Genomic DNA, 18,477 nt, shown 5'->3' on the forward strand with positions numbered 1-18,477 from the left:
GCACAGCGCGGACGCATGTCCGCACGCGAGGAGAGCATTCGATGAATTCCCCCAAGGTCGTGGTCGAAGGGCTGTGCAAGGTGTTCGGCACCAACCCGAAACAGGCGCTAGCGATGCTGGCCGGCGGCGCCACGAAAGAGGAGGTGTTTGCCCGCACCGGCCAGATCGTCGGCGTTCACAACGCGTCGTTCGAGGTTCGGGAGGGCGAGATCTTCGTGCTGATGGGCCTGTCCGGCTCCGGCAAGTCGACGCTGATTCGCCTGATCAATCGGCTGGTCGAGCCGAGCGCGGGCAAGGTGCTGATCGACGGCCGCGATGTCGCCAGCGTGCCGCGCGCCGAACTGATCGCGCTGCGCCGCAAGGACATGAGCATGGTGTTCCAGTCCTTCGCGCTGATGCCGCAACGCAACGTGCTGTCCAACGCGGCATTCGGACTCGAGGTGGCGGGGGTCGGGCGCAAGGAACGCGAGGCGAGGGCGCTGACGGTGCTCGAACAGGTCGGACTCGCGCCGTTCGCGCACAAACTGCCTGCCGAGCTGTCGGGCGGCATGCAGCAGCGCGTCGGGCTCGCGCGGGCGCTCACGGTCAACCCGTCGCTGATGATCATGGACGAGGCGTTCTCCGCGCTCGATCCGCTCAAGCGCAAGGAAATGCAGAACGTGCTGCTCGAGCTGCAACGCGAGCAGCAGCGCACGATCCTGTTCGTGTCGCACGATCTGGAGGAGGCGATGCGCATCGGCACGCGGATCGCGATCATGGAGGGCGGGCGCGTCGTGCAGATCGGCACGCCGCAGGAAATCATCAAGAACCCGGCCGACGACTACGTGCGCGCGTTCTTCGAAGGCATCGACACGAGCCGCTATCTGACGGCCGGCGATCTGATGCAGACCGACGCTGTGCCACTGATGCACGCGCCGCAGATCGACGCGTCGAGCGTCGCCGCGACGCTCAACGGCAGCGCCGACTACGCGTTCGTGCTGGACGGCGAGCGCCGGATCCGCGGCTTCGTGTGCCGCGATGCGACCGGCAGCGCGTCGCCGCAGCTGAACCAGATCGAATGCATCCGCCGCAGCACGCCGCTCAACGACGTGGTCGAGCGCGTGGTGGCTAGCCGCGCGCCGCTGCCGGTCGTCGAGGCGGACGGCTCCTACTGCGGTTCGGTCAACAAGACGAACGTGCTGAACGTTCTCACGCGCCATCGAGGTTCCCATGTCTGAAGTCATTCCTGTTGGCGCCTGGGTCGATCACGGCGTTCACTATCTGCTCGATCACGATGCGAAGACCTTCGACACGATCGGCAAAGTCATCGAGAGTTTTGCCGCGACGGTCGAGCACGGCTTGCAGGCCGTGCCGATGTGGGCGCTGATGGCGTTTTTCGTCGGTATCGGCTTGTGGCGCGTCGGCTGGCGCTTCGCGCTGTTCACGCTGGCCGCGCTGCTCCTGATCTACGGCACCGGTTTCTGGGATCAGATGGTGATCACGCTCGGCCTCACGTTGTCTTCGACGGTGATCAGTCTCGTGCTCGGCGTGCCGCTCGGCATCTGGATGGCGAAGAGCCGCACCGTCGAGATGGTCGTACGCCCAGTGCTCGATCTGATGCAGACGATGCCCGCCTTCGTCTACCTTATTCCGGCCGCGATGCTGTTCGGCCTCGGCCGCGTGCCGGGCATCCTGTCGACCGTGATATTCGCGATGCCGCCCGCGGTGCGTCTGACCGCGCTCGGCATCAAGCATGTCAATCACGAGATCGTCGAAGCGGGCCAGGCGTTCGGCTGCACGCCGTGGCAACTGCTGTACAAGGTGCAGTTTCCGAACGCGCTGCCGTCGATCATGACCGGCGTGAACCAGACCATCATGATGGCGCTGTCGATGGTGATCATTGCGTCGATGGTCGGCGCCGGCGGCCTCGGCAATGACGTGCTCGCCAGCATCCAGCGGCTCGATATCGGACTCGGCTTCGAAAGCGGGATGTCGGTCGTGATGCTGGCGATCATTCTGGACCGCATCACCGAGAGCTTCGGCCGCGCGCCGGGCAAGGCACGCGCGCCGCTGTTCGCGGGCTTGCGCCAGGCGATAAGAGTGCGCCGCGAGCCGGCGGCGCAGCACGGTTGATCGATCGGCCCATGAAGCGCGACGCCATCGCCACTGCCGAAGCCGATGCACGGCTGTCCGCCGTCGCGCACGTCGGCTTCCTGACGTTGCCGAATTTTTCGATGATCGCGTTCACGAGCGCGGTCGAGGTGCTGCGCATGGCGAACTACGTGGGCCGCGCGCAGCACTACCGGTGGTCGGTGATCAGCCCGGACGGGGAGCCCGCGCGCGCGAGCAACGGCATCACGGTGAAGCCCACCACCACGCTCGCCGAGGCCGGCATGCCGGACCTGCTGTTCGTATGCGCGGGCTGGCACGTGCGCGACTACGTGAACGACGAGGTGATCGCGCTGCTGCGCGAGGTGGCCGCGCAACGCGTGCCGCTCGGCGGCATCTGCACGGGGCCGTACGCGCTGCTCGCGGCCGGGCTCCTCGACGGCTATCGCGCGACCGTGCATTGGGAAGACATGTCGCCGTTGCACCAGCGCTATCCGCACGTGCATTTCGACGACGAACTGTTCGTGATCGATCGCGATCGGCTCACCTGCACCGGCGGCACCGCGCCGCTCGATCTGATGCTGCATCTGGTCGGCATGCGGCTCGGGTCCGCGGTGGCTGCGCAGGTGTCGGAGCAGTTCATCGTCGAGCGGATTCGCGGCTCGACCGATTACCAGCACATTCCGGTCGACGCGCGGGTCGGCTTGTCGCGCGCCGAGCTGATCGAAGTCGTGCGGCTGATGGAAGCGAATATCGAGGAACCGCTGTCGCTCGACGAACTTGCGCGGCTCGTCAATCTGTCGCAGCGTCATTTGCAGCGAATGTTCAAGCTGTTCCTGAACGTGTCGCCGACGCATTACTACCTGAGCTTGCGGCTGCGCCGCGCGCGCGACCTGTTGCGCAATACCGACGCGTCGATCGCGCGCGTGACCACGGTGTGCGGCTTTCATTCGCCGTGCCATTTCAGCAAGGCATATCGGGCGCAGTTCGGGCATGCGCCGAGCGTCGAGCGGCGGTTGTCGGCTTAGCGGCGCAATTCAGATTGCCTGGGCGCGGCCGGGAAAGGTTTCGTCGTAGCACGAGCCATCGTCGGCTTGCGGCGCGGTGCCGCGTTGCTCGCGATACATCACCGGCGGCAGGCCGAACTGTTTGCGAAATTCGCGTCCCAGGTGCGACGCGTCCGAAAAGCCGCAGCTCGATGCGATATCGGCGACGGTCTTGTCCGAACTCGTCAACAGCCACGCGGCAGTGCGCAGGCGCACCTGCTTCGCGTAGGCCTGCGGCGCCTTGCCGGTCTGCGCCTTGAACAGCCGCTCGAGCTGACGCGGCGACAGATCGAGCTTGCGCGCCAGTTCGTCGAGCGACAGCGCGCGGCCGACGTGTTGCTCCATCAGCAGGATCGCGCGCTTGACCTTCGGATGCGAGGCCGGTGCGAGCCCGGGCGGGTGCGGTTGGGGCGCATTGCCTTTCTGCAGATCGTCGACGAGCAGGATGCGCAGCGCCTTTTGCACCGTTGCGGTTTCGAAATGACGCAGCAGGATCGCGGCGGCGACGTCGATCGATGCACGCCCGCCGGAACACGTAATGCGCCGCCGGTCGATCACGAACAGCCGGTCGGCGACCAGCATCTCTTCGTCGACCGACGGAAAGCGCTCGATGAAATCCCAGTAGTGAAACCAGCTCACGCAGATGCGATGGCCGGCGAGCACCCCCGCGCGCATCAGCGAGAACACGCCGGTGCACATGCCGACCAGCGTGGCGTCGTCAGCGGCGGCGCGGCGGATGAACGCGAGCGTCGCCTCGCTTGCGGTCGGCCCGGAGTGCAGCAGTCCGCCGACCACCACCACGTAATCGAACGGCTCGGCGGTCTCGAAGGTTTCCCACGGCGTGATCTGGATGCCGCAACTCGCGCGCACGGGAGCGAGGGTTTCCCCGATGACGCTCCACGAACAGCGCACCGGCTTGCTGAAGTCGCCTTCGTCGGCCGACAGACGCAGCAGGTCGACGAAACCCGAGAACGCGGTCAGCGTGAAGTTCGGCAGCAGGATGATGCCGAAGCGGATGCGCTGCTTCGAGGCGGTGTCGAGCGTTGGAGAGGGAAGCGTTTCAGCGGAATTCATGCGCGCGGCGGGTCGGCGAAAAGAACGGCGAAGGAGGAAGGAACATTAACCGCAAGGGTGAAAGCAAGCATAGCACCGCGGACCTTCAGCATCGCGGGCCGCAATCGAGGCGCCTGTCGCAAATGCGTCGGAAGTCATCGCAAATGCGTCGTGACGCTTGCCGGCCGGGCCGCCCGATGGCTCACTTGACGAGGCCATCCCACCGCGATGCCGTTTTTGTTCTATCGATCGGGCCCGGTGTGCGGTGCAATAGGCGCACATTCCATCCGGCCATCGCAACTCGCAGCGCACAACGCACAGGGCACGCCATGAACGTCAGCGTCTTCGATCTGTTCAAGATCGGCATCGGTCCATCGAGTTCGCACACGGTCGGGCCGATGATCGCCGCGTGCCGTTTCGCCTCGCATATCGAGGACGCGAATCTGCTCGGCTTCGTGCAGCGCGTGCGGGTTGAGCTGTTCGGCTCGCTCGGCGCGACCGGCAAGGGCCACGGCACCGACAAGGCGGTGCTGCTCGGCCTCGAAGGCAATCTGCCCGACCGGCTCGACCCGGACCTGATCGAGCCGCGGCTGTGCGCGATCCGCGAGAGCAAACAGCTCGTGCTGCTCGGCAAGCATCCGGTCGCGTTCGACGCGCGCGAACATCTCGGCTTCTTTCGCAAGCTGATGCCGGGCGCGCCGGGCTCGGGCGTCGTGCATCCGAACGGCATGCGTTTTCAGGCCTTCGACGAAAACGCTCAGTTGCTGGTCGAGAAGGAGTATTACTCGATCGGCGGCGGCTTCGTCGTCAATCGCGAAGGGGATCGCGTGAATGGCCGGGGTGCGAGCGCCCAGGTGCCGTATCCGTTTCGCACCGGCGACGATCTGATGCGCGTATGCCGCGAAAATGGACTGTCGATCGCGGAGGTGACATTGCGCAACGAGTGCACGACCCGGCCCGAGCACGAAGTGCGCGAAGGCTTGCTGGCGATCTGGCGCACGATGGCCGCGTGCGTCGAACGGGGCTGCAAGGTGCGCGGCGAGTTGCCCGGCCCGATGCACGTGAAGCGCCGCGCGGCCGAACTGTGCGAGCGTCTGCGCGCGCGCTCGGAGGAGTCGCTGCGCGACCCGCTGTCGATGCTCGACTGGGTCAACCTGTACGCGATGGCGGTCAACGAGGAAAACGCCGCGGGCGGCCGCGTCGTCACCGCGCCGACCAACGGCGCGGCCGGTGTGATCCCGGCAGTGCTGCATTACTACGTGAAGTTCATGCACGCGGCGAGCGACGCGGGCATCGTCGATTTTCTGCTGACCGCCGCGGCGATCGGCATCATCTACAAGGAAACCGCGTCGATTTCCGGTGCCGAAGTGGGCTGCCAGGGGGAAGTCGGCGTGGCCTGCTCGATGGCCGCCGCGGCGCTCGCGGCCGTGATGGGTGGCACCCCTGCCCAGGTCGAGAACGCCGCCGAAATCGGCATGGAGCACAACCTCGGCATGACGTGCGACCCGGTCGGCGGGCTCGTGCAGATTCCGTGCATCGAGCGCAACGCAATGGGCGCGATCAAGGCGATCAACGCGGCGCGCCTCGCGATGAAAGGCGACGGCAAGCACGTGGTGTCGCTCGACAGCGTAATCCGGACGATGCGCGAAACCGGCGCCGACATGAAGACGAAATACAAGGAGACGTCGCGCGGCGGTCTGGCCGTGAACGTCATCGAGTGTTGAACCTCCAGCAGTATCAGCAAAACCGCAAAGGACCGACGATGAGCCGCTATTCGATATTCAGCCTGCTGCGCAACGGGATGTCGTATCACGAGAACTGGGAGCGGCAATGGCGCAGCGCCGAGCCCAAGCGTGAGTACGACGTCGTGATCGTCGGCGGCGGCGGGCATGGTCTCGCGACCGCGTACTACCTCGCGAAAGAACACGGCGTGCGCAACGTCGCGGTGCTCGAGAAGGGCTGGATCGGCGGCGGCAATACTGCGCGCAATACGACGATCGTGCGTTCGAACTACCTGTGGGACGAATCCGCCGCGCTCTACGAAAAGGCGATGAAGCTGTGGGAAGGGCTTGCCCAGGACCTTAACTACAACGTGATGTTCAGCCAGCGCGGCGTGATGAATCTCGCCCACACGCTACAGGATGTGCGCGATACCGAACGCCGCGTGAACGCGAACCGCCTGAACGGCGTCGACGCCGAATTCCTCACGCCCGCGCAGATCAAGGAACTCGAGCCGACCATCAATCTGAATAGCCGCTACCCGGTGCTCGGCGCGTCGATCCAGCGGCGCGGCGGCGTGGCCCGGCACGATGCGGTGGCCTGGGGTTTCGCGCGCGGCGCGGATCAGGCGGGTGTCGATATCGTGCAGAACTGCCAGGTCGTCGGCATTCGCCGCGACGGCAATCAGGTGACGGGCGTCGACACGACCAGGGGCTTCATCAAGGCGAACAAGGTCGCGGTGGTCGCGGCCGGCAACACCTCGACACTCGCCGATATGGCCGGCGTGCGGCTGCCGCTCGAAAGCCATCCGCTGCAGGCGCTGGTGTCGGAGCCGATCAAGCCGGTCGTCAACACGGTCGTGATGTCGAACGCGGTGCACGCGTATATCAGCCAGTCCGACAAGGGCGATCTCGTGATCGGCGCCGGCATCGATCAGTACACGGGCTTCGGGCAGCGTGGCAGCTTCCAGATCATCGAGAGCACGCTGGAGGCGATCGTCGAAATGTTCCCGGTGTTTTCGCGGGTGCGGATGAACCGGCAGTGGGGCGGCATCGTCGATGTGTCGCCGGACGCGTGCCCGATCATCAGCAAGACCGATGTGAAGGGCCTCTATTTCAATTGCGGTTGGGGCACGGGCGGCTTCAAGGCGACGCCCGGCTCGGGGTGGGTCTATGCGCACACGATCGCGCGGGACGAACCGCATCCGTTGAACGCGCCGTTTTCGCTGGATCGGTTCTACACCGGTCATCTGATCGATGAGCATGGCGCTGCCGCCGTGGCCCACTAGTCGAAGGAGACGCACATGTTGCTGATCGAATGCCCGTGGTGCGGTCCCCGCGCCGAAACCGAATTCACCTGCGGCGGCGAAGCGGATATCGCCCGGCCGCTCGACACCGAATCGCTCACCGACAAGGAATGGGGCGACTACCTGTTCATGCGCAAGAACCCGCGCGGCGTGCATCGCGAACAATGGCTGCACGCGCAAGGCTGCCGCCGCTGGTTCAAGGCGCAGCGCGATACAGTCAGCTATGCGTTCCAGGGCTACGAGACGTTCGAGCGCCCGTTGCTGGCGCTCGACAGCCGCGACGCGCAGACAAAGGCACAAGAGGGCAACGCATCATGAGCCAGAAAGACCGACTCCCAACCGGCGGGCGCATCAACCGCGCGATCGCGCTGACTTTCACATTCAACGGCGTCCAATATCAGGGTTATCAGGGCGATACGCTCGCGTCCGCGTTGCTCGCCAACGGCGTGCATTTCGTCGCGCGTAGCTGGAAATATCATCGACCGCGCGGCATCGTGACGGCGGGTGTCGAAGAGCCGAACGCGGTCGTGCAACTCGAGACCGGCGCCTACACGGTGCCGAACGCGCGGGCCACCGAAGTCGAGCTGTACCAGGGGCTCGTCGCGACCAGCGTGAACGCGAAACCCAGCATCGAAAACGACCGCATGGCGATCAACCAGAAGATCGCGCGCTTCATTCCGGCGGGCTTCTACTACAAGACCTTCATGTGGCCGCGCAGATTCTGGCCGAAGTACGAGGAAGCGATTCGCGACGCGGCCGGCCTCGGCACCGCGCCGCAACAGCGCGACGCGGACCGCTACGACAAGTGCTTCGCGCATTGCGACGTGCTGGTGGTCGGCGGCGGCCCGACCGGGCTCGCGGCCGCACACGCGGCGGCTTTGTCCGGCGCGCGCGTGACGCTCGTCGACGATCAGCCCGAGCTCGGCGGCTCGCTGCTGTCTTGTCGCGCGCAGATCGACGGCAAGCCCGCACTGCAATGGGTGCAGAAAATCGAGGACGCATTGCGGCGCTTGCCCGACGTGAAGATCCTGAGCCGCAGCACCGCATTTGGCTATCAGGACCACAATCTCGTCACGGTCACGCAGCGCCTGACCGATCACCTCCCGGTGTCGCAACGCAAGGGCACGCGCGAACTGCTGTGGAAGATCCGCGCCAAACGCGTGATTCTGGCGACCGGCGCGCACGAACGGCCGATCGTGTTCGGCAATAACGATCTACCCGGCGTGATGCTCGCGTCGGCGGTGTCGACCTATCTGCATCGTTATGCGGTCCTGCCGGGGCGCAACGCGGTCGTGTTCACGAACAACGACGACGGCTATCAATGCGCGCTCGATCTGAAAGCGGCCGGCGCGCAGGTCACCGTGATCGACCCGCGCGCGGGTGAATCGAAGGGCACGCTACCCGCGCTCGCGCGGCGCGGCGGCATCAAGCTGCTGAACGGCACGGTCGTCACGGCGGCGCACGGCAAGCTGCGCGTTGCCTCGGTGTCGATCGCCTCGTATGCGAACGGGCAGGTCGCCGCGCAGCAGGGCGAACTGCCGTGCGATCTGCTCGCGATGTCCGGCGGCTGGAGTCCGGTGCTGCATCTGTTCGCGCAGTCGGGCGGCAAAGCGCATTGGCATGACGACAAGGCCTGCTTCGTGCCGGGCAAGGCGGTCCAGCCGGAGACCAGCGTCGGCGCGTGCGCGGGCGACTTCATGCTCGGCCGGGGCATCCGCTTCGCGCTCGATGCCGGTGTCGAAGCGGCGCGCGCGGCCGGGCACATCGTCGCGCGGCCGAATCCGGTGCAGGTCGCCGACTTGAACGAAGCGAAGCTGGAGCCGCTGTGGCTCGTCGGCGGACGCGAACTGGCCACGCGCGGACCGAAACAGTTCGTCGATTTCCAGAACGACGTCGCGGCCGCCGATATCTTCCTCGCCGCGCGCGAAGGCTTCGAATCGGTCGAACACGTGAAGCGCTACACGGCGATGGGCTTCGGCACCGACCAGGGCAAGCTCGGCAATATCAACGGCATGGCGATTCTCGCGCAGGCGCTTGGCAAGACGATTCCCGAGACCGGCACGACGACGTTCCGGCCGAACTACACGCCGGTCACGTTCGGCACGTTCGCCGGCCGCGAGCTCGGCGAATGGCTCGACCCGGTGCGCAAGACCGCGGTGCACGAATGGCACGTGGAACACGGCGCGGCGTTCGAGGACGTCGGCAACTGGAAGCGTCCGTGGTACTACCCGAAGGCGGGCGAGGAGATGCATGCGGCGGTCGCCCGCGAAGCGCTCGCGGTGCGCACCAGCGTCGGCATGCTCGATGCGTCGACGCTCGGCAAGATCGACATTCAGGGCCCCGATGCGGCGAAACTGTTGAACTGGGTCTACACGAATCCGTGGGGCAAGCTCGAAGTCGGCAAGTGCCGCTACGGCCTGATGCTCGACGAAAACGGCATAATCTTCGACGACGGCGTGACCGTGCGCCTCGCCGAGCATCACTACATGATGACGACCACGACGGGCGGCGCGGCGCGTGTGCTCACATGGCTCGAACGCTGGCTGCAAACCGAATGGCCCGACCTGCGCGTGCGGCTCGCGTCGGTTACCGACCACTGGGCGACGTTCGCGGTGGTCGGTCCGATGAGCCGCAAGGTGCTGCAACAGGTTTGCGGCGACATCGACTTCGCCAACGCGGCGTTCCCGTTCATGACGTATCGCGAAGGCACGGTAGCGGGCGCGGCGGCGCGCGTGATGCGCATCAGCTTCTCGGGCGAACTCGCGTACGAGGTGAACGTGCCGGCCAACGTCGGGCGCGCGGTGTGGGAAGCGTTGATGGCCGCGGGCGCGCAGTTCGACATCACGCCGTACGGCACCGAGACGATGCACGTGCTGCGCGCCGAGAAGGGCTACATCATCGTCGGCCAGGATACCGATGGCTCGATGACGCCGCACGACGTCGGCATGGGCGGGCTCGTCGCGAAGTCGAAGGACTTTCTCGGCAAGCGCTCGCTCGCCCGCTCGGACACCGCGAAGGCCGGGCGCAAGCAACTGGTCGGACTGCTCTCGGACGATGCGTCGTTCGTGATACCCGAAGGCTCGCAGATCGTCGCCGGGCCGTTCCAGGGCGACACCGCGCCGATGCTCGGGCACGTCACGTCGAGCTACTACAGCCCGATCCTGCGGCGCTCGATCGCGATGGCGGTCGTCAAGGGCGGTCTCGACAAGATCGGCACGAGTGTCACGATTCCACTCGCGAACGGCAAACAGATCGCGGCGAAGATCGCGAGCCCGGTGTTCTACGACAGCGAAGGAGCACGTCAACATGTGGAATGAAACAGGCGGCACGGTGTCGATCGTGGATCGCACGATCGGGCGGCAAGGCGGCGTGTGGCAGGAGTCGCCGCTGGTCGGCGCGCAGGCGCTGCTCAAGCACCATCAGGCCAACGCAACGGCCGCGTTCCGGCTCGGCGAGCGGCCGTTTCTCGAACTCGTCAACGTGCGCGGCGATACGCGCGACGCGGCGTTCATGCGCGCGGTGGAAGAGGCGATCGGCTGCAAGCCGCCGCAGACGCCGAACACGGTCGCGCGCGGCAACGGCTACGACATGCTGTGGCTCGGCCCGGACGAATGGCTCGTGCGCTCGGAGGCCGCCCACGACGCGACGCGCACGGCGCCCTTGCAGGCGAAGCTCGGCCCGGCGTTCGCTGGCGTGTTCGCCTCGGCGGTCGATGTCGGCAGCGGCTATACGGTGCTGGAAATCAGCGGCACGCGGGTGCGCGATGTGCTCGCGCGCGGCTGTCCGCTCGATCTGCATCCCGGGCTATTCGGTGTCGGGCAGTGCGCGCAGAGCCATTATTTCAAAGCGTCGATTGCTTTGCTGCCGACTGGTGCGGACAGCTTCGATATCGTCGTGCGCCGCAGCTTCGCGGATTATTTCGTCAGGATCATGCTCGACGCCGCCGAGCCACTGATGTCCTGAGCGATGTGCGGTTCGCTTCGCTGATTTCGCCATGACGTCGACACGCGCGGCCACCGCTCGTCTCACGGCGCGCGCGTGCGACGAGCACGATGCCGGCGCCGCGCTCGCTCTGCTCGACCAAAGCATCGCGCTGCGTCACCGACGCATTGCGCTGATCCGTTATCTGCTGGCGCGGCAGCTCGGCGCGCCGCTCGAAGCACGGCATCACGCGTACGTCGAAAAAATCGCGGCCCGCCTCAGCCCGGATGCGCTTGCGTGCATCGCCGGCGCCGCGCGTGCACGGCTGCGCGCGTAACTACGCGTGCCTCTCAATGGCCGCCGCCGTCCAACACCGAGAGAATCTGATGCGCTGCGCTCACGCGCGCTTCGTTCGGGAAATTGCGGTTGGCGAGCATCACGATGCCGATCCGCTTTTGCGGCACGAACGCGACATACGCACCGAAGCCGTTCGTCGAACCGGTCTTGTTGATCCAGACGTTCTGCTGCGGCGGCAGCGGCGGCTTGATCTCCGTCGACGGCGTCCCGTTGAGCACCATCTCCGGCGAATTACCCGCCTGCAACGTGCGCAACTCGACCGGATACGGGTACTGCTCCCAGATCAGATCCTGAGTCAGCACGCCGGCCTGGAAGTAGCCGGTATGGGTGTCCGTGATCGCGCGCTGGAACTGGCTGTCGAGCGGAATCAGGTTCATGTTCGCCTGCACGAAACGCAGCATGTCGGCGGCGGTCGACTTCACCCCGTAGGCTTCGGCGGAAATCACGCCGCCCGTCAGGCGGATCGGCGCGCCGTCTTTCGTATAGCCCTGCGCGTAGTCCGCCATTTTCGCCGCGGGGACGTGCAGGTAGGTGCTCTTCATGCCGAGCGCCGGAAACACGCGTTGCTGCATCAGCGCGGTGAAGTCCTCTCCCATGCTCTTCGCGGTGATCAGGCCGAGCGTGCCGATGCCGGGGTTGGAGTAGGTGCGGAACGTGCCGGGCGCATGGGCCGGCTGCCAGTCGTAGAAGTACTGCAGCAATTGCGCGTCGTTATGGATGTCGTCCGGCACTTGCAACGGCAGGCCGCCAGGCGTGTGCGTGCCGAGGTTCAACAGGCTGACTTTGCCGAACGGACGGCCGCGCAAGCTCGGCAGATAGCGTTCGGTGCCGTCCGACAACGACAGCTTCCCGTCGACCTGCGCATACGACGCGAGCGTCGCCGTAAAGGTCTTGCTGATCGAGCCGAGTTCGAACAGCGTGTCGCGGTTGACCGGCTTGCCGGTTTGCGTCGAGGCGACGCCGTAGTTGTACACGTAGGGCTTGCCGTCCTCGATCACGCCGACCGCCATCCCGGCGATATGGTATTTCGCCATCAGCGGCCGGATCGCGGCATCGACGGTGGGTTGGAGTTGCGCGGCGACGGGCTCGGCCGCGTGGCTGGCCGCTGAGGTCGCGCACAGGGTGAACAGTGCAAAGGTTGCGGTCGAGATGAGATTGAACGCGCGGGTCTTCATGGCAGACGGTTCCTGGGTCGTGGATCGACGATTCGCTTGAGGTCGCCACTATCGGGCTTTTGCGAACCGCTGGCAAACGAGGATAAGTTGGGCGAGGGTAAAGAAAAAGTTGTGGGCGTCAATTCACGTGACGCCGGCGTTGTCGGTTCAGGCCAAACGCGTGTCGCGTTCGGCACAGGTGTCGCCGCGGGCGAACGCTACGCTCGTGGAACGGTGCGCCGCGCGGCGTGCATGGCGTGCCGCTCACGGACATGGAGACGAGACAATGAGCAGCAATCGCGGCGTCGTGTATCTGGGGCAGGGCAAGGTCGAAGTGCAGTCCATCGATTATCCGAAGATGGTCGATCCACGTGGCCGTTCGATCGGCCACGGCGTGATCCTGAAGGTGCTGAGCACGAATATTTGCGGCTCCGATCAGCACATGGTGCGCGGCCGCACGACCGCCGAGGTCGGCCTCGTGCTCGGCCACGAGATTACGGGAGAAGTGATCGAGGTGGGGCGCGACGTCGAGACGCTGCGGATCGGCGATCTGGTGTCGGTGCCGTTCAACGTCGCCTGCGGACGCTGCCCGACCTGCAAGGCGCAGCACACGGGAGTCTGTCTGAACGTTAATCCGTCGCGCGCGGGCGGCGCGTATGGCTATGTCGACATGGGTGGCTGGATCGGCGGCCAGGCCGAATACGTGATGGTGCCGTATGCGGACTTCAATCTGCTGAAATTTCCGGACCGTGCGCAGGCGATGTCGAAGATCCGCGACCTGACCTGCCTGTCCGACATTCTGCCGACCGGCTATCACGGTGCCGTGATGGCCGGCGTGAAGCCTGGCGCGACCGTCTATATCGCGGGCGCGGGACCGGTCGGCATGGCGGCGGCCGCTTCGGCGCGTCTGCTCGGCGCGGCCTGCACGATCGTCGGCGACATGAACGAGGCGCGCCTCGCGCACGCGCGCAAGATGGGCTTCCAGACCATCGATCTGTCGAAAGACGCGACGCTCGGCGAGCAGATCGAACAGATCCTCGGCAAGCCCGAAGTGGATTGCGCGGTGGATTGCGTCGGCTTCGAGGCACACGGTCATGGCAGCAGCGGCTCGCACGAGGAGGCCCCCGCCGCCGTGCTCAATTCGCTGATGGAAATTACCCGCGCGGCCGGCGCGATCGGCATTCCCGGCCTCTACGTGACCGACGATCCAGGCGCGGCCGAGGCCGCCGCGCGCAAAGGCAGCCTCAGTTTGCGTTTCGGGCTCGGGTGGGCCAAGTCGCATTCGTTCCACACGGGCCAGACGCCGGTCATGAAGTACAACCGCAATCTGATGCAGGCGATTCTGTGGGATCGCTTGCCGATCGCCGACATCGTCAACGTGACGGTGGTGTCACTCGACGATGCGCCCGAGGGGTACCGGCAATTCGATGGGGGCGCGCCAAGGAAGTTCGTGATCGACCCGCACGGGTCGTTGAAAGCGGCTTGAGGTTCGTGGGCCGCTGAAGCGCTGCGTGGCCCTTCGCGCACGCAGCGTGTGTGTCCGATGATCAAGCCACCAGGATCGGCGTGCCCGACAATGAAGGCGCCTGCTTTCGCCGCTCGCGCGTCGGCGCGGTGCCGAACGCGTCGCGATAGCTCTTCGAGAAGTGGCAGGCCGACTGAAAGCCGCACGCCATCGTGATGTGCATGATCGACATGTCGGTCTGCAACAGCAGTTCGCGCGCGCGCCGCAAGCGCAGCGTCAGATAGTAGTGCGTGGGCGTCATGCCCAGATGCTCGCGGAACAGTCGTTGCAACTGCCGTTGCGACATGCCGGCGAGCCGCGCGAGCTCTTCGCGCGAGAGCGGCTCTTCGATGTTGTTCTCCATCAGCGAGATCACTTCGAACAGCGACTTGTTGGCCGAGCCGAGCCGCGCGACGAGCGGCATCTTCTGCTGCGCGCTGGTGTCGCGCACGTGTTCGACGATGAACTGCTCGGCGATCTGCGTGACACGCGCGGTACCGACGCGCGGCGCGATCAGGTTCAGCATCATGTCGAGCGGCGCGACGCCGCCGGTACAGGTCACGCGATCGCGATCGATCACGAACAGCTCTTTCAGAAAACGCGTGTCGGGAAACTCCTCTTTCAGCGCCGACATGTTTTCCCAATGAATCGCACACGCATAGCCGGCCAGCAGACCGGCGCGCGCGAGCGCATAGGTGCCCGTGCACAGACTGCCGAGCACGCAGCCCATGCGCGCGAAACGGCGCAAGGCGGACAGATGCTCGACGGTGGTGGAGCGCTGCACGTCGATGCCGCCGATCACGAACACGATATCCGGTTGCCCGAGGCATTCGACCGGACCCGTATCGACGGATAACCCGTTGCTCGCCATGACCGGGCCGCCGGCCGGACTCACGATCGACCAGCGGTAAAGCGGCTGCCCCGACAGATAGTTCGCCATGCGCAACACTTCGATCGCGTTGGAGAAGGCGATCATCGTGAAGTTGGGAACCGGCATGAACGCGAAATGCGACAGCGACGCCGTGCGATCGGTGGACATGGGAACGGTCATTCCTGAGGTGAATGTCGCGTCGCCGTGGGGAGGGGCGACTACCTGGATTCTGAGTATCAGGGCAACTACCGTGCCATCAGGCTAAACCCTTGGATCCTGCAAAAGAAAGCCTGGAATGACTAAGCAATCGACTGAAGAAACGACACCACGCGGCACCAGAACGGCGCCGCGACGCTCGTACGGCGCACCCGATCGGCGCAGCAAACACCACTTTCCAGTGCAGCCCTGCGCGGGCGAACCGCGCCGACTTGTGGAAAAAGGACGCGCATGGCGGAAAAGGCAAAGAACACGTCTGAATTCATAAATCGGCGCGCAGGCCGACCGTCAAGAATAGACCCAAGGCGAAGCGGTGGCGCTACCCCGCCGGCAAGCCGCAGCGGCTTTCCCGTCAACGATCTCACGGACCTTCCATGTCGAACCCGAATCCCTTTTTCGAAGACTCGCTAGCGGCGCGCGATCCGGCCGTGCGCGGCGCCATTCTGAAAGAACTCGAGCGTCAGCAGTCGCAAGTCGAGCTGATCGCGTCGGAAAACATCGTGTCGCGCGCGGTGCTCGACGCGCAGGGCTCGGTGCTGACCAACAAGTACGCGGAAGGGTATCCGGGCAAGCGTTACTACGGCGGTTGCGAATATGTCGATGCGATCGAGACGCTCGCGCTCGATCGCATCAAACAGCTCTTCGATGCGAAGTTCGCCAATGTGCAGCCGCATTCCGGTGCGCAGGCGAACGGCGCGGTGATGCTCGCGCTGACGAAGCCGGGCGACACGGTGCTCGGCATGTCACTCGACGCGGGCGGCCATCTGACCCACGGCGCGAAGCCGGCATTGTCGGGCAAGTGGTTCAACGCGGTGCAGTACGGCGTGCGGCGCGACACGCTGCTGATCGACTATCAGCAGATCGAAGAGCTGGCGCAACAGCACAAGCCCGCGCTGCTGATCGCTGGTTTCTCCGCCTATCCACGTGCGCTGGACTTCGCGCGGCTGCGGGCGATCGCCGATGGCGTCGGCGCGAAGCTGATGGTGGACATGGCGCATATCGCCGGCGTGATCGCGGCGGGCCGTCATGACAATCCGGTTCCGCATGCGCACGTGGTCACCTCGACCACCCACAAAACCTTGCGCGGTCCGCGCGGCGGCTTCGTGCTGACGAACGACGAGGAGATTGCGAAGAAGATCAACTCGGCGGTGTTCCCGGGCTTGCAGGGCGGCCCGCTGATGCATGTGATCGCCGGCAAGGCGGTCGCATTCGGCGAGGCGCTGCAGCCAGGCTTCAGAACTTATATCGACAGCGTGCTCGCGAACGCGCGGGCGCTCGGTGAAGTGCTGAAAGGAGGCGGCGTCGATCTCGTGACTGGCGGCACCGACAACCATCTGCTGCTGGTCGACCTGCGGCCCAAGGGGCTCAAGGGCAATCAGGTCGAACAGGCGCTGGAGCGTGCGGGCATCACCTGCAACAAGAACGGCATTCCGTTCGACACGGAAAAGCCGACGATCACCTCCGGTATCCGTCTCGGCACGCCGGCGGCGACGACCCGCGGCTTCGGCGTCAGCGAATTTCGCGAAGTCGGGCGGCTGGTCGTCGAGGTGCTCGATGCGCTGCGCGCGTCCCCCGAAGGCGATGCTGCCACCGAAAAACGCGTGCGCCGCGAGATTTTCGCGCTGTGCGAGCGCTTTCCCATCTACTGAGTACGCGTGGAGCAAACGATGAGTCAACTGCACGAGAACAGCATCATCATCGACGGACTGAACATTTCGAAGTTCGAGCGCTCGGTGTTCGAGGACATGCGCAAGGGCGGCGTGACCGCGGTGAACTGCACGGTATCGGTCTGGGAGAGCTTTCAGAAGACCGTCGACAACATCGCCGCAATGAAGCAGCAGATCCGCCAGTACAGCGAGATTCTGACGCTGGTGCGCACCACCTACGACATCTTCCGCGCGAAGAAAGAGAACAAAACCGGCATCATCTTCGGCTTCCAGAACGCGCATGCATTCGAGGACAACCTCGGCTACATCGAAGCATTCAAGGATCTCGGCGTCAACGTCGTGCAGCTTTGCTACAACACGCAGAACCTCGTCGGCACCGGTTGCTACGAGCGCGACGGCGGCCTGTCCGGCTACGGGCGCGAAGTGATTCAGGAGATGAACCGCGTCGGCATCATGGTCGACCTCTCGCATGTGGGCGGCAACACGTCGTCGGAGGCGATCGCGGCGTCGAAAAAGCCGGTCTGCTATTCGCATTGCTGCCCATCCGGGCTCAAGGAGCATCCGCGCAACAAGAGCGACGAGCAGTTGAAGGAAATCGCCGATGCGGGCGGCTTCGTCGGCGTGACGATGTTCGCGCCGTTTCTGAAGCGCGGCCCCGATGCGACCGTAGACGACTACATCGAGGCGATCGAGTACGTGGTGAACCTGATCGGCGAGGACCAGGTGGGGATCGGCACGGATTTCACCCAGGGCTATAGCACCGAGTTCTTCGACTGGATCACCCACGACAAGGGCCGTTACCGCCAACTGACGAACTTCGGCAAGGTCGTCAATCCCGAAGGCATTCGCACCATCGGCGAGTTTCCGAACCTGACGGCCGCGATGGAGCGTGCCGGCTGGAGCGAGACGCGCATTCGCAAGATCATGGGCGAAAACTGGGTGCGGGTGTTCGGCGAAGTCTGGAAGGTGTGAGCCTCACCCCTTCTTCTCATAGCGGATCAAAGCGGAGCCTGCACATGCAACCCCAACTGCCCATCGACGTCGATCCCGATACCGGCGTCTGGACCACCGACGCGCTGCCGATGCTGTACGTGCCGCGTCATTTCTTCACCAACAACCACGTCGCCGTCGAGGAAGCGCTCGGGCGCGATACGTACGCACAGATTCTCTACAAAGCCGGCTACAAGTCCGCGTATTTCTGGTGCGACAAGGAAGCGAAACAGCATGGCCTCGCCGGCATGGCGGTGTTCGAGCATTACCTGAATCGCCTGTCGCAGCGGGGCTGGGGCCTGTTCAGGATCGTCGAAGCCGATCCGGCGAGCTCGCATGCGCGAATCGAATTGCGTCACTCGTCGTTCGTGCTCGCGCAACCGGGCAAGGCCGGCAAGCTTTGCTACATGTTCGCCGGCTGGTTCGCGGGCGCGATGGACTGGGTCAACGACACCGCGCCCGACGGCGCGCGCAAGGGGCCGCCGTCGCAATCGCAGGAAGCGCGTTGCGCGGCGGAAGGACACGAGCACTGCGTGTTCGAAGTCGCGCCACGCGCGTCAATCTAATCCGAGCATTCCGAGGTCG

General features: G+C 65.1%; 16 protein-coding genes. 13 read left to right on the forward strand and 3 right to left on the reverse strand.

The window, feature by feature from the left end:
- The first annotated feature begins 41 nt into the window (after positions 1–41).
- Genes CI15_RS31250 through CI15_RS31260 form a run of 3 tightly spaced genes read left to right on the forward strand, consistent with a single transcriptional unit; the run spans position 42 to position 3,116 of the window.
- Complete coding sequence (locus tag CI15_RS31250) at positions 42–1,217, forward strand: quaternary amine ABC transporter ATP-binding protein (RefSeq protein ID WP_062136407.1); 1,176 nt, start codon at positions 42–44, stop codon at positions 1,215–1,217.
- On the forward strand, positions 1,210–2,112 hold the full coding sequence (gene choW, locus CI15_RS31255) for a choline ABC transporter permease subunit (protein ID WP_062136410.1): 903 nt from the start codon (positions 1,210–1,212) through the stop codon (positions 2,110–2,112). Before CI15_RS31250 ends, choW begins: the two co-directional genes overlap by 8 nt.
- Positions 2,113–2,123: 11 nt before the next feature.
- The gene (locus CI15_RS31260; RefSeq protein WP_062136413.1) at positions 2,124–3,116 is read left to right on the forward strand and encodes a GlxA family transcriptional regulator; all 993 of its coding nucleotides are present in this window, start codon (positions 2,124–2,126) and stop codon (positions 3,114–3,116) included.
- Positions 3,117–3,125: 9 nt separating this feature from the next.
- On the opposite strand, the gene CI15_RS31265 is transcribed toward CI15_RS31260, so the two are convergent.
- Positions 3,126–4,208, reverse strand: a complete 1,083-nt coding sequence (locus CI15_RS31265; protein ID WP_062136416.1) for a GlxA family transcriptional regulator — start codon at positions 4,206–4,208, stop codon at positions 3,126–3,128.
- A 308-nt stretch (positions 4,209–4,516) separates the two neighbouring features.
- Between CI15_RS31265 and CI15_RS31270 the strand changes: the two genes are divergently transcribed.
- Genes CI15_RS31270 through CI15_RS31295 form a run of 6 tightly spaced genes read left to right on the forward strand, consistent with a single transcriptional unit; the run spans position 4,517 to position 11,470 of the window.
- The gene (locus tag CI15_RS31270) at positions 4,517–5,911 is read left to right on the forward strand and encodes an L-serine ammonia-lyase (RefSeq protein ID WP_062136420.1); all 1,395 of its coding nucleotides are present in this window, start codon (positions 4,517–4,519) and stop codon (positions 5,909–5,911) included.
- Positions 5,912–5,949: 38 nt separating this feature from the next.
- Positions 5,950–7,194 (forward strand): sarcosine oxidase subunit beta family protein, encoded by a 1,245-nt coding sequence (locus CI15_RS31275; protein ID WP_062138300.1) that lies wholly within the window; start codon positions 5,950–5,952, stop codon positions 7,192–7,194.
- A gap of 15 nt (positions 7,195–7,209) precedes the next feature.
- Positions 7,210–7,530 carry a sarcosine oxidase subunit delta gene (locus CI15_RS31280; RefSeq protein WP_062136423.1) on the forward strand — a complete coding sequence of 107 codons (321 nt, stop codon included), beginning with the start codon at positions 7,210–7,212 and terminating at the stop codon, positions 7,528–7,530.
- Complete coding sequence (locus CI15_RS31285) at positions 7,527–10,529, forward strand: sarcosine oxidase subunit alpha family protein (protein WP_062136427.1); 3,003 nt, start codon at positions 7,527–7,529, stop codon at positions 10,527–10,529. The genes CI15_RS31280 and CI15_RS31285 overlap by 4 nt, the downstream gene beginning before the upstream one ends.
- Positions 10,519–11,175 carry a sarcosine oxidase subunit gamma gene (locus CI15_RS31290; RefSeq protein ID WP_062136430.1) on the forward strand — a complete coding sequence of 219 codons (657 nt, stop codon included), beginning with the start codon at positions 10,519–10,521 and terminating at the stop codon, positions 11,173–11,175. Before CI15_RS31285 ends, CI15_RS31290 begins: the two co-directional genes overlap by 11 nt.
- Before the next feature lie 31 nt (positions 11,176–11,206).
- The gene (locus tag CI15_RS31295) at positions 11,207–11,470 is read left to right on the forward strand and encodes a hypothetical protein (RefSeq protein WP_062136432.1); all 264 of its coding nucleotides are present in this window, start codon (positions 11,207–11,209) and stop codon (positions 11,468–11,470) included.
- Between the two features lie 13 nt (positions 11,471–11,483).
- On the opposite strand, the gene ampC is transcribed toward CI15_RS31295, so the two are convergent.
- Positions 11,484–12,665, reverse strand: a complete 1,182-nt coding sequence (gene ampC, locus CI15_RS31300) for a class C beta-lactamase (RefSeq protein ID WP_062136435.1) — start codon at positions 12,663–12,665, stop codon at positions 11,484–11,486.
- A 265-nt stretch (positions 12,666–12,930) separates the two neighbouring features.
- Here ampC and fdhA point away from each other — a divergent pair, with 265 nt between their 5' ends.
- Positions 12,931–14,130, forward strand: coding sequence for a formaldehyde dehydrogenase, glutathione-independent (fdhA, locus tag CI15_RS31305; RefSeq protein ID WP_062136439.1), 1,200 nt, complete (start codon positions 12,931–12,933; stop codon positions 14,128–14,130).
- A gap of 61 nt (positions 14,131–14,191) precedes the next feature.
- On the opposite strand, the gene CI15_RS31310 is transcribed toward fdhA, so the two are convergent.
- Positions 14,192–15,187: a GlxA family transcriptional regulator gene (locus tag CI15_RS31310; protein ID WP_062136442.1), complete on the reverse strand. Its 996-nt coding sequence runs from the start codon at positions 15,185–15,187 to the stop codon at positions 14,192–14,194.
- A gap of 422 nt (positions 15,188–15,609) precedes the next feature.
- Between CI15_RS31310 and CI15_RS31315 the strand changes: the two genes are divergently transcribed.
- The 3 genes from CI15_RS31315 to CI15_RS31325 are packed head-to-tail and all read left to right on the forward strand — an operon-like array spanning position 15,610 to position 18,458.
- Entirely contained in the window at positions 15,610–16,884 is a 1,275-nt protein-coding gene (locus CI15_RS31315) for a serine hydroxymethyltransferase (protein WP_062136445.1), read from the forward strand.
- Between the two features lie 18 nt (positions 16,885–16,902).
- Positions 16,903–17,874: a dipeptidase gene (locus CI15_RS31320; RefSeq protein ID WP_062136448.1), complete on the forward strand. Its 972-nt coding sequence runs from the start codon at positions 16,903–16,905 to the stop codon at positions 17,872–17,874.
- Between the two features lie 44 nt (positions 17,875–17,918).
- The gene (locus CI15_RS31325; RefSeq protein WP_062136450.1) at positions 17,919–18,458 is read left to right on the forward strand and encodes a DUF5943 domain-containing protein; all 540 of its coding nucleotides are present in this window, start codon (positions 17,919–17,921) and stop codon (positions 18,456–18,458) included.
- The last annotated feature ends 19 nt before the right edge of the window (positions 18,459–18,477 follow it).

The organism is Paraburkholderia monticola (assembly GCF_001580545.1).
Lineage (GTDB): Bacteria > Pseudomonadota > Gammaproteobacteria > Burkholderiales > Burkholderiaceae > Paraburkholderia > Paraburkholderia monticola.

What these genes read in the sequence shown, in the direction of transcription:
- CI15_RS31265 (WP_062136416.1), bottom strand. Translation starts at nt 4,208, where the DNA reads ATGAATTCCGCTGAAACGCTTCCCTCTCCAACGCTCGACACCGCCTCG.
- CI15_RS31270 (WP_062136420.1), top strand. Translation starts at nt 4,517, where the DNA reads ATGAACGTCAGCGTCTTCGATCTGTTCAAGATCGGCATCGGTCCATCG.
- CI15_RS31290 (WP_062136430.1), top strand. Translation starts at nt 10,519, where the DNA reads ATGTGGAATGAAACAGGCGGCACGGTGTCGATCGTGGATCGCACGATC.
- CI15_RS31310 (WP_062136442.1), bottom strand. Translation starts at nt 15,187, where the DNA reads ATGTCCACCGATCGCACGGCGTCGCTGTCGCATTTCGCGTTCATGCCG.
- ampC (WP_062136435.1), bottom strand. Translation starts at nt 12,665, where the DNA reads ATGAAGACCCGCGCGTTCAATCTCATCTCGACCGCAACCTTTGCACTG.
- CI15_RS31275 (WP_062138300.1), top strand. Translation starts at nt 5,950, where the DNA reads ATGAGCCGCTATTCGATATTCAGCCTGCTGCGCAACGGGATGTCGTAT.
- CI15_RS31320 (WP_062136448.1), top strand. Translation starts at nt 16,903, where the DNA reads ATGAGTCAACTGCACGAGAACAGCATCATCATCGACGGACTGAACATT.
- CI15_RS31295 (WP_062136432.1), top strand. Translation starts at nt 11,207, where the DNA reads ATGACGTCGACACGCGCGGCCACCGCTCGTCTCACGGCGCGCGCGTGC.
- choW (WP_062136410.1), top strand. Translation starts at nt 1,210, where the DNA reads ATGTCTGAAGTCATTCCTGTTGGCGCCTGGGTCGATCACGGCGTTCAC.
- fdhA (WP_062136439.1), top strand. Translation starts at nt 12,931, where the DNA reads ATGAGCAGCAATCGCGGCGTCGTGTATCTGGGGCAGGGCAAGGTCGAA.
- CI15_RS31250 (WP_062136407.1), top strand. Translation starts at nt 42, where the DNA reads ATGAATTCCCCCAAGGTCGTGGTCGAAGGGCTGTGCAAGGTGTTCGGC.
- CI15_RS31285 (WP_062136427.1), top strand. Translation starts at nt 7,527, where the DNA reads ATGAGCCAGAAAGACCGACTCCCAACCGGCGGGCGCATCAACCGCGCG.
- CI15_RS31260 (WP_062136413.1), top strand. Translation starts at nt 2,124, where the DNA reads ATGAAGCGCGACGCCATCGCCACTGCCGAAGCCGATGCACGGCTGTCC.
- CI15_RS31280 (WP_062136423.1), top strand. Translation starts at nt 7,210, where the DNA reads ATGTTGCTGATCGAATGCCCGTGGTGCGGTCCCCGCGCCGAAACCGAA.
- CI15_RS31315 (WP_062136445.1), top strand. Translation starts at nt 15,610, where the DNA reads ATGTCGAACCCGAATCCCTTTTTCGAAGACTCGCTAGCGGCGCGCGAT.
- CI15_RS31325 (WP_062136450.1), top strand. Translation starts at nt 17,919, where the DNA reads ATGCAACCCCAACTGCCCATCGACGTCGATCCCGATACCGGCGTCTGG.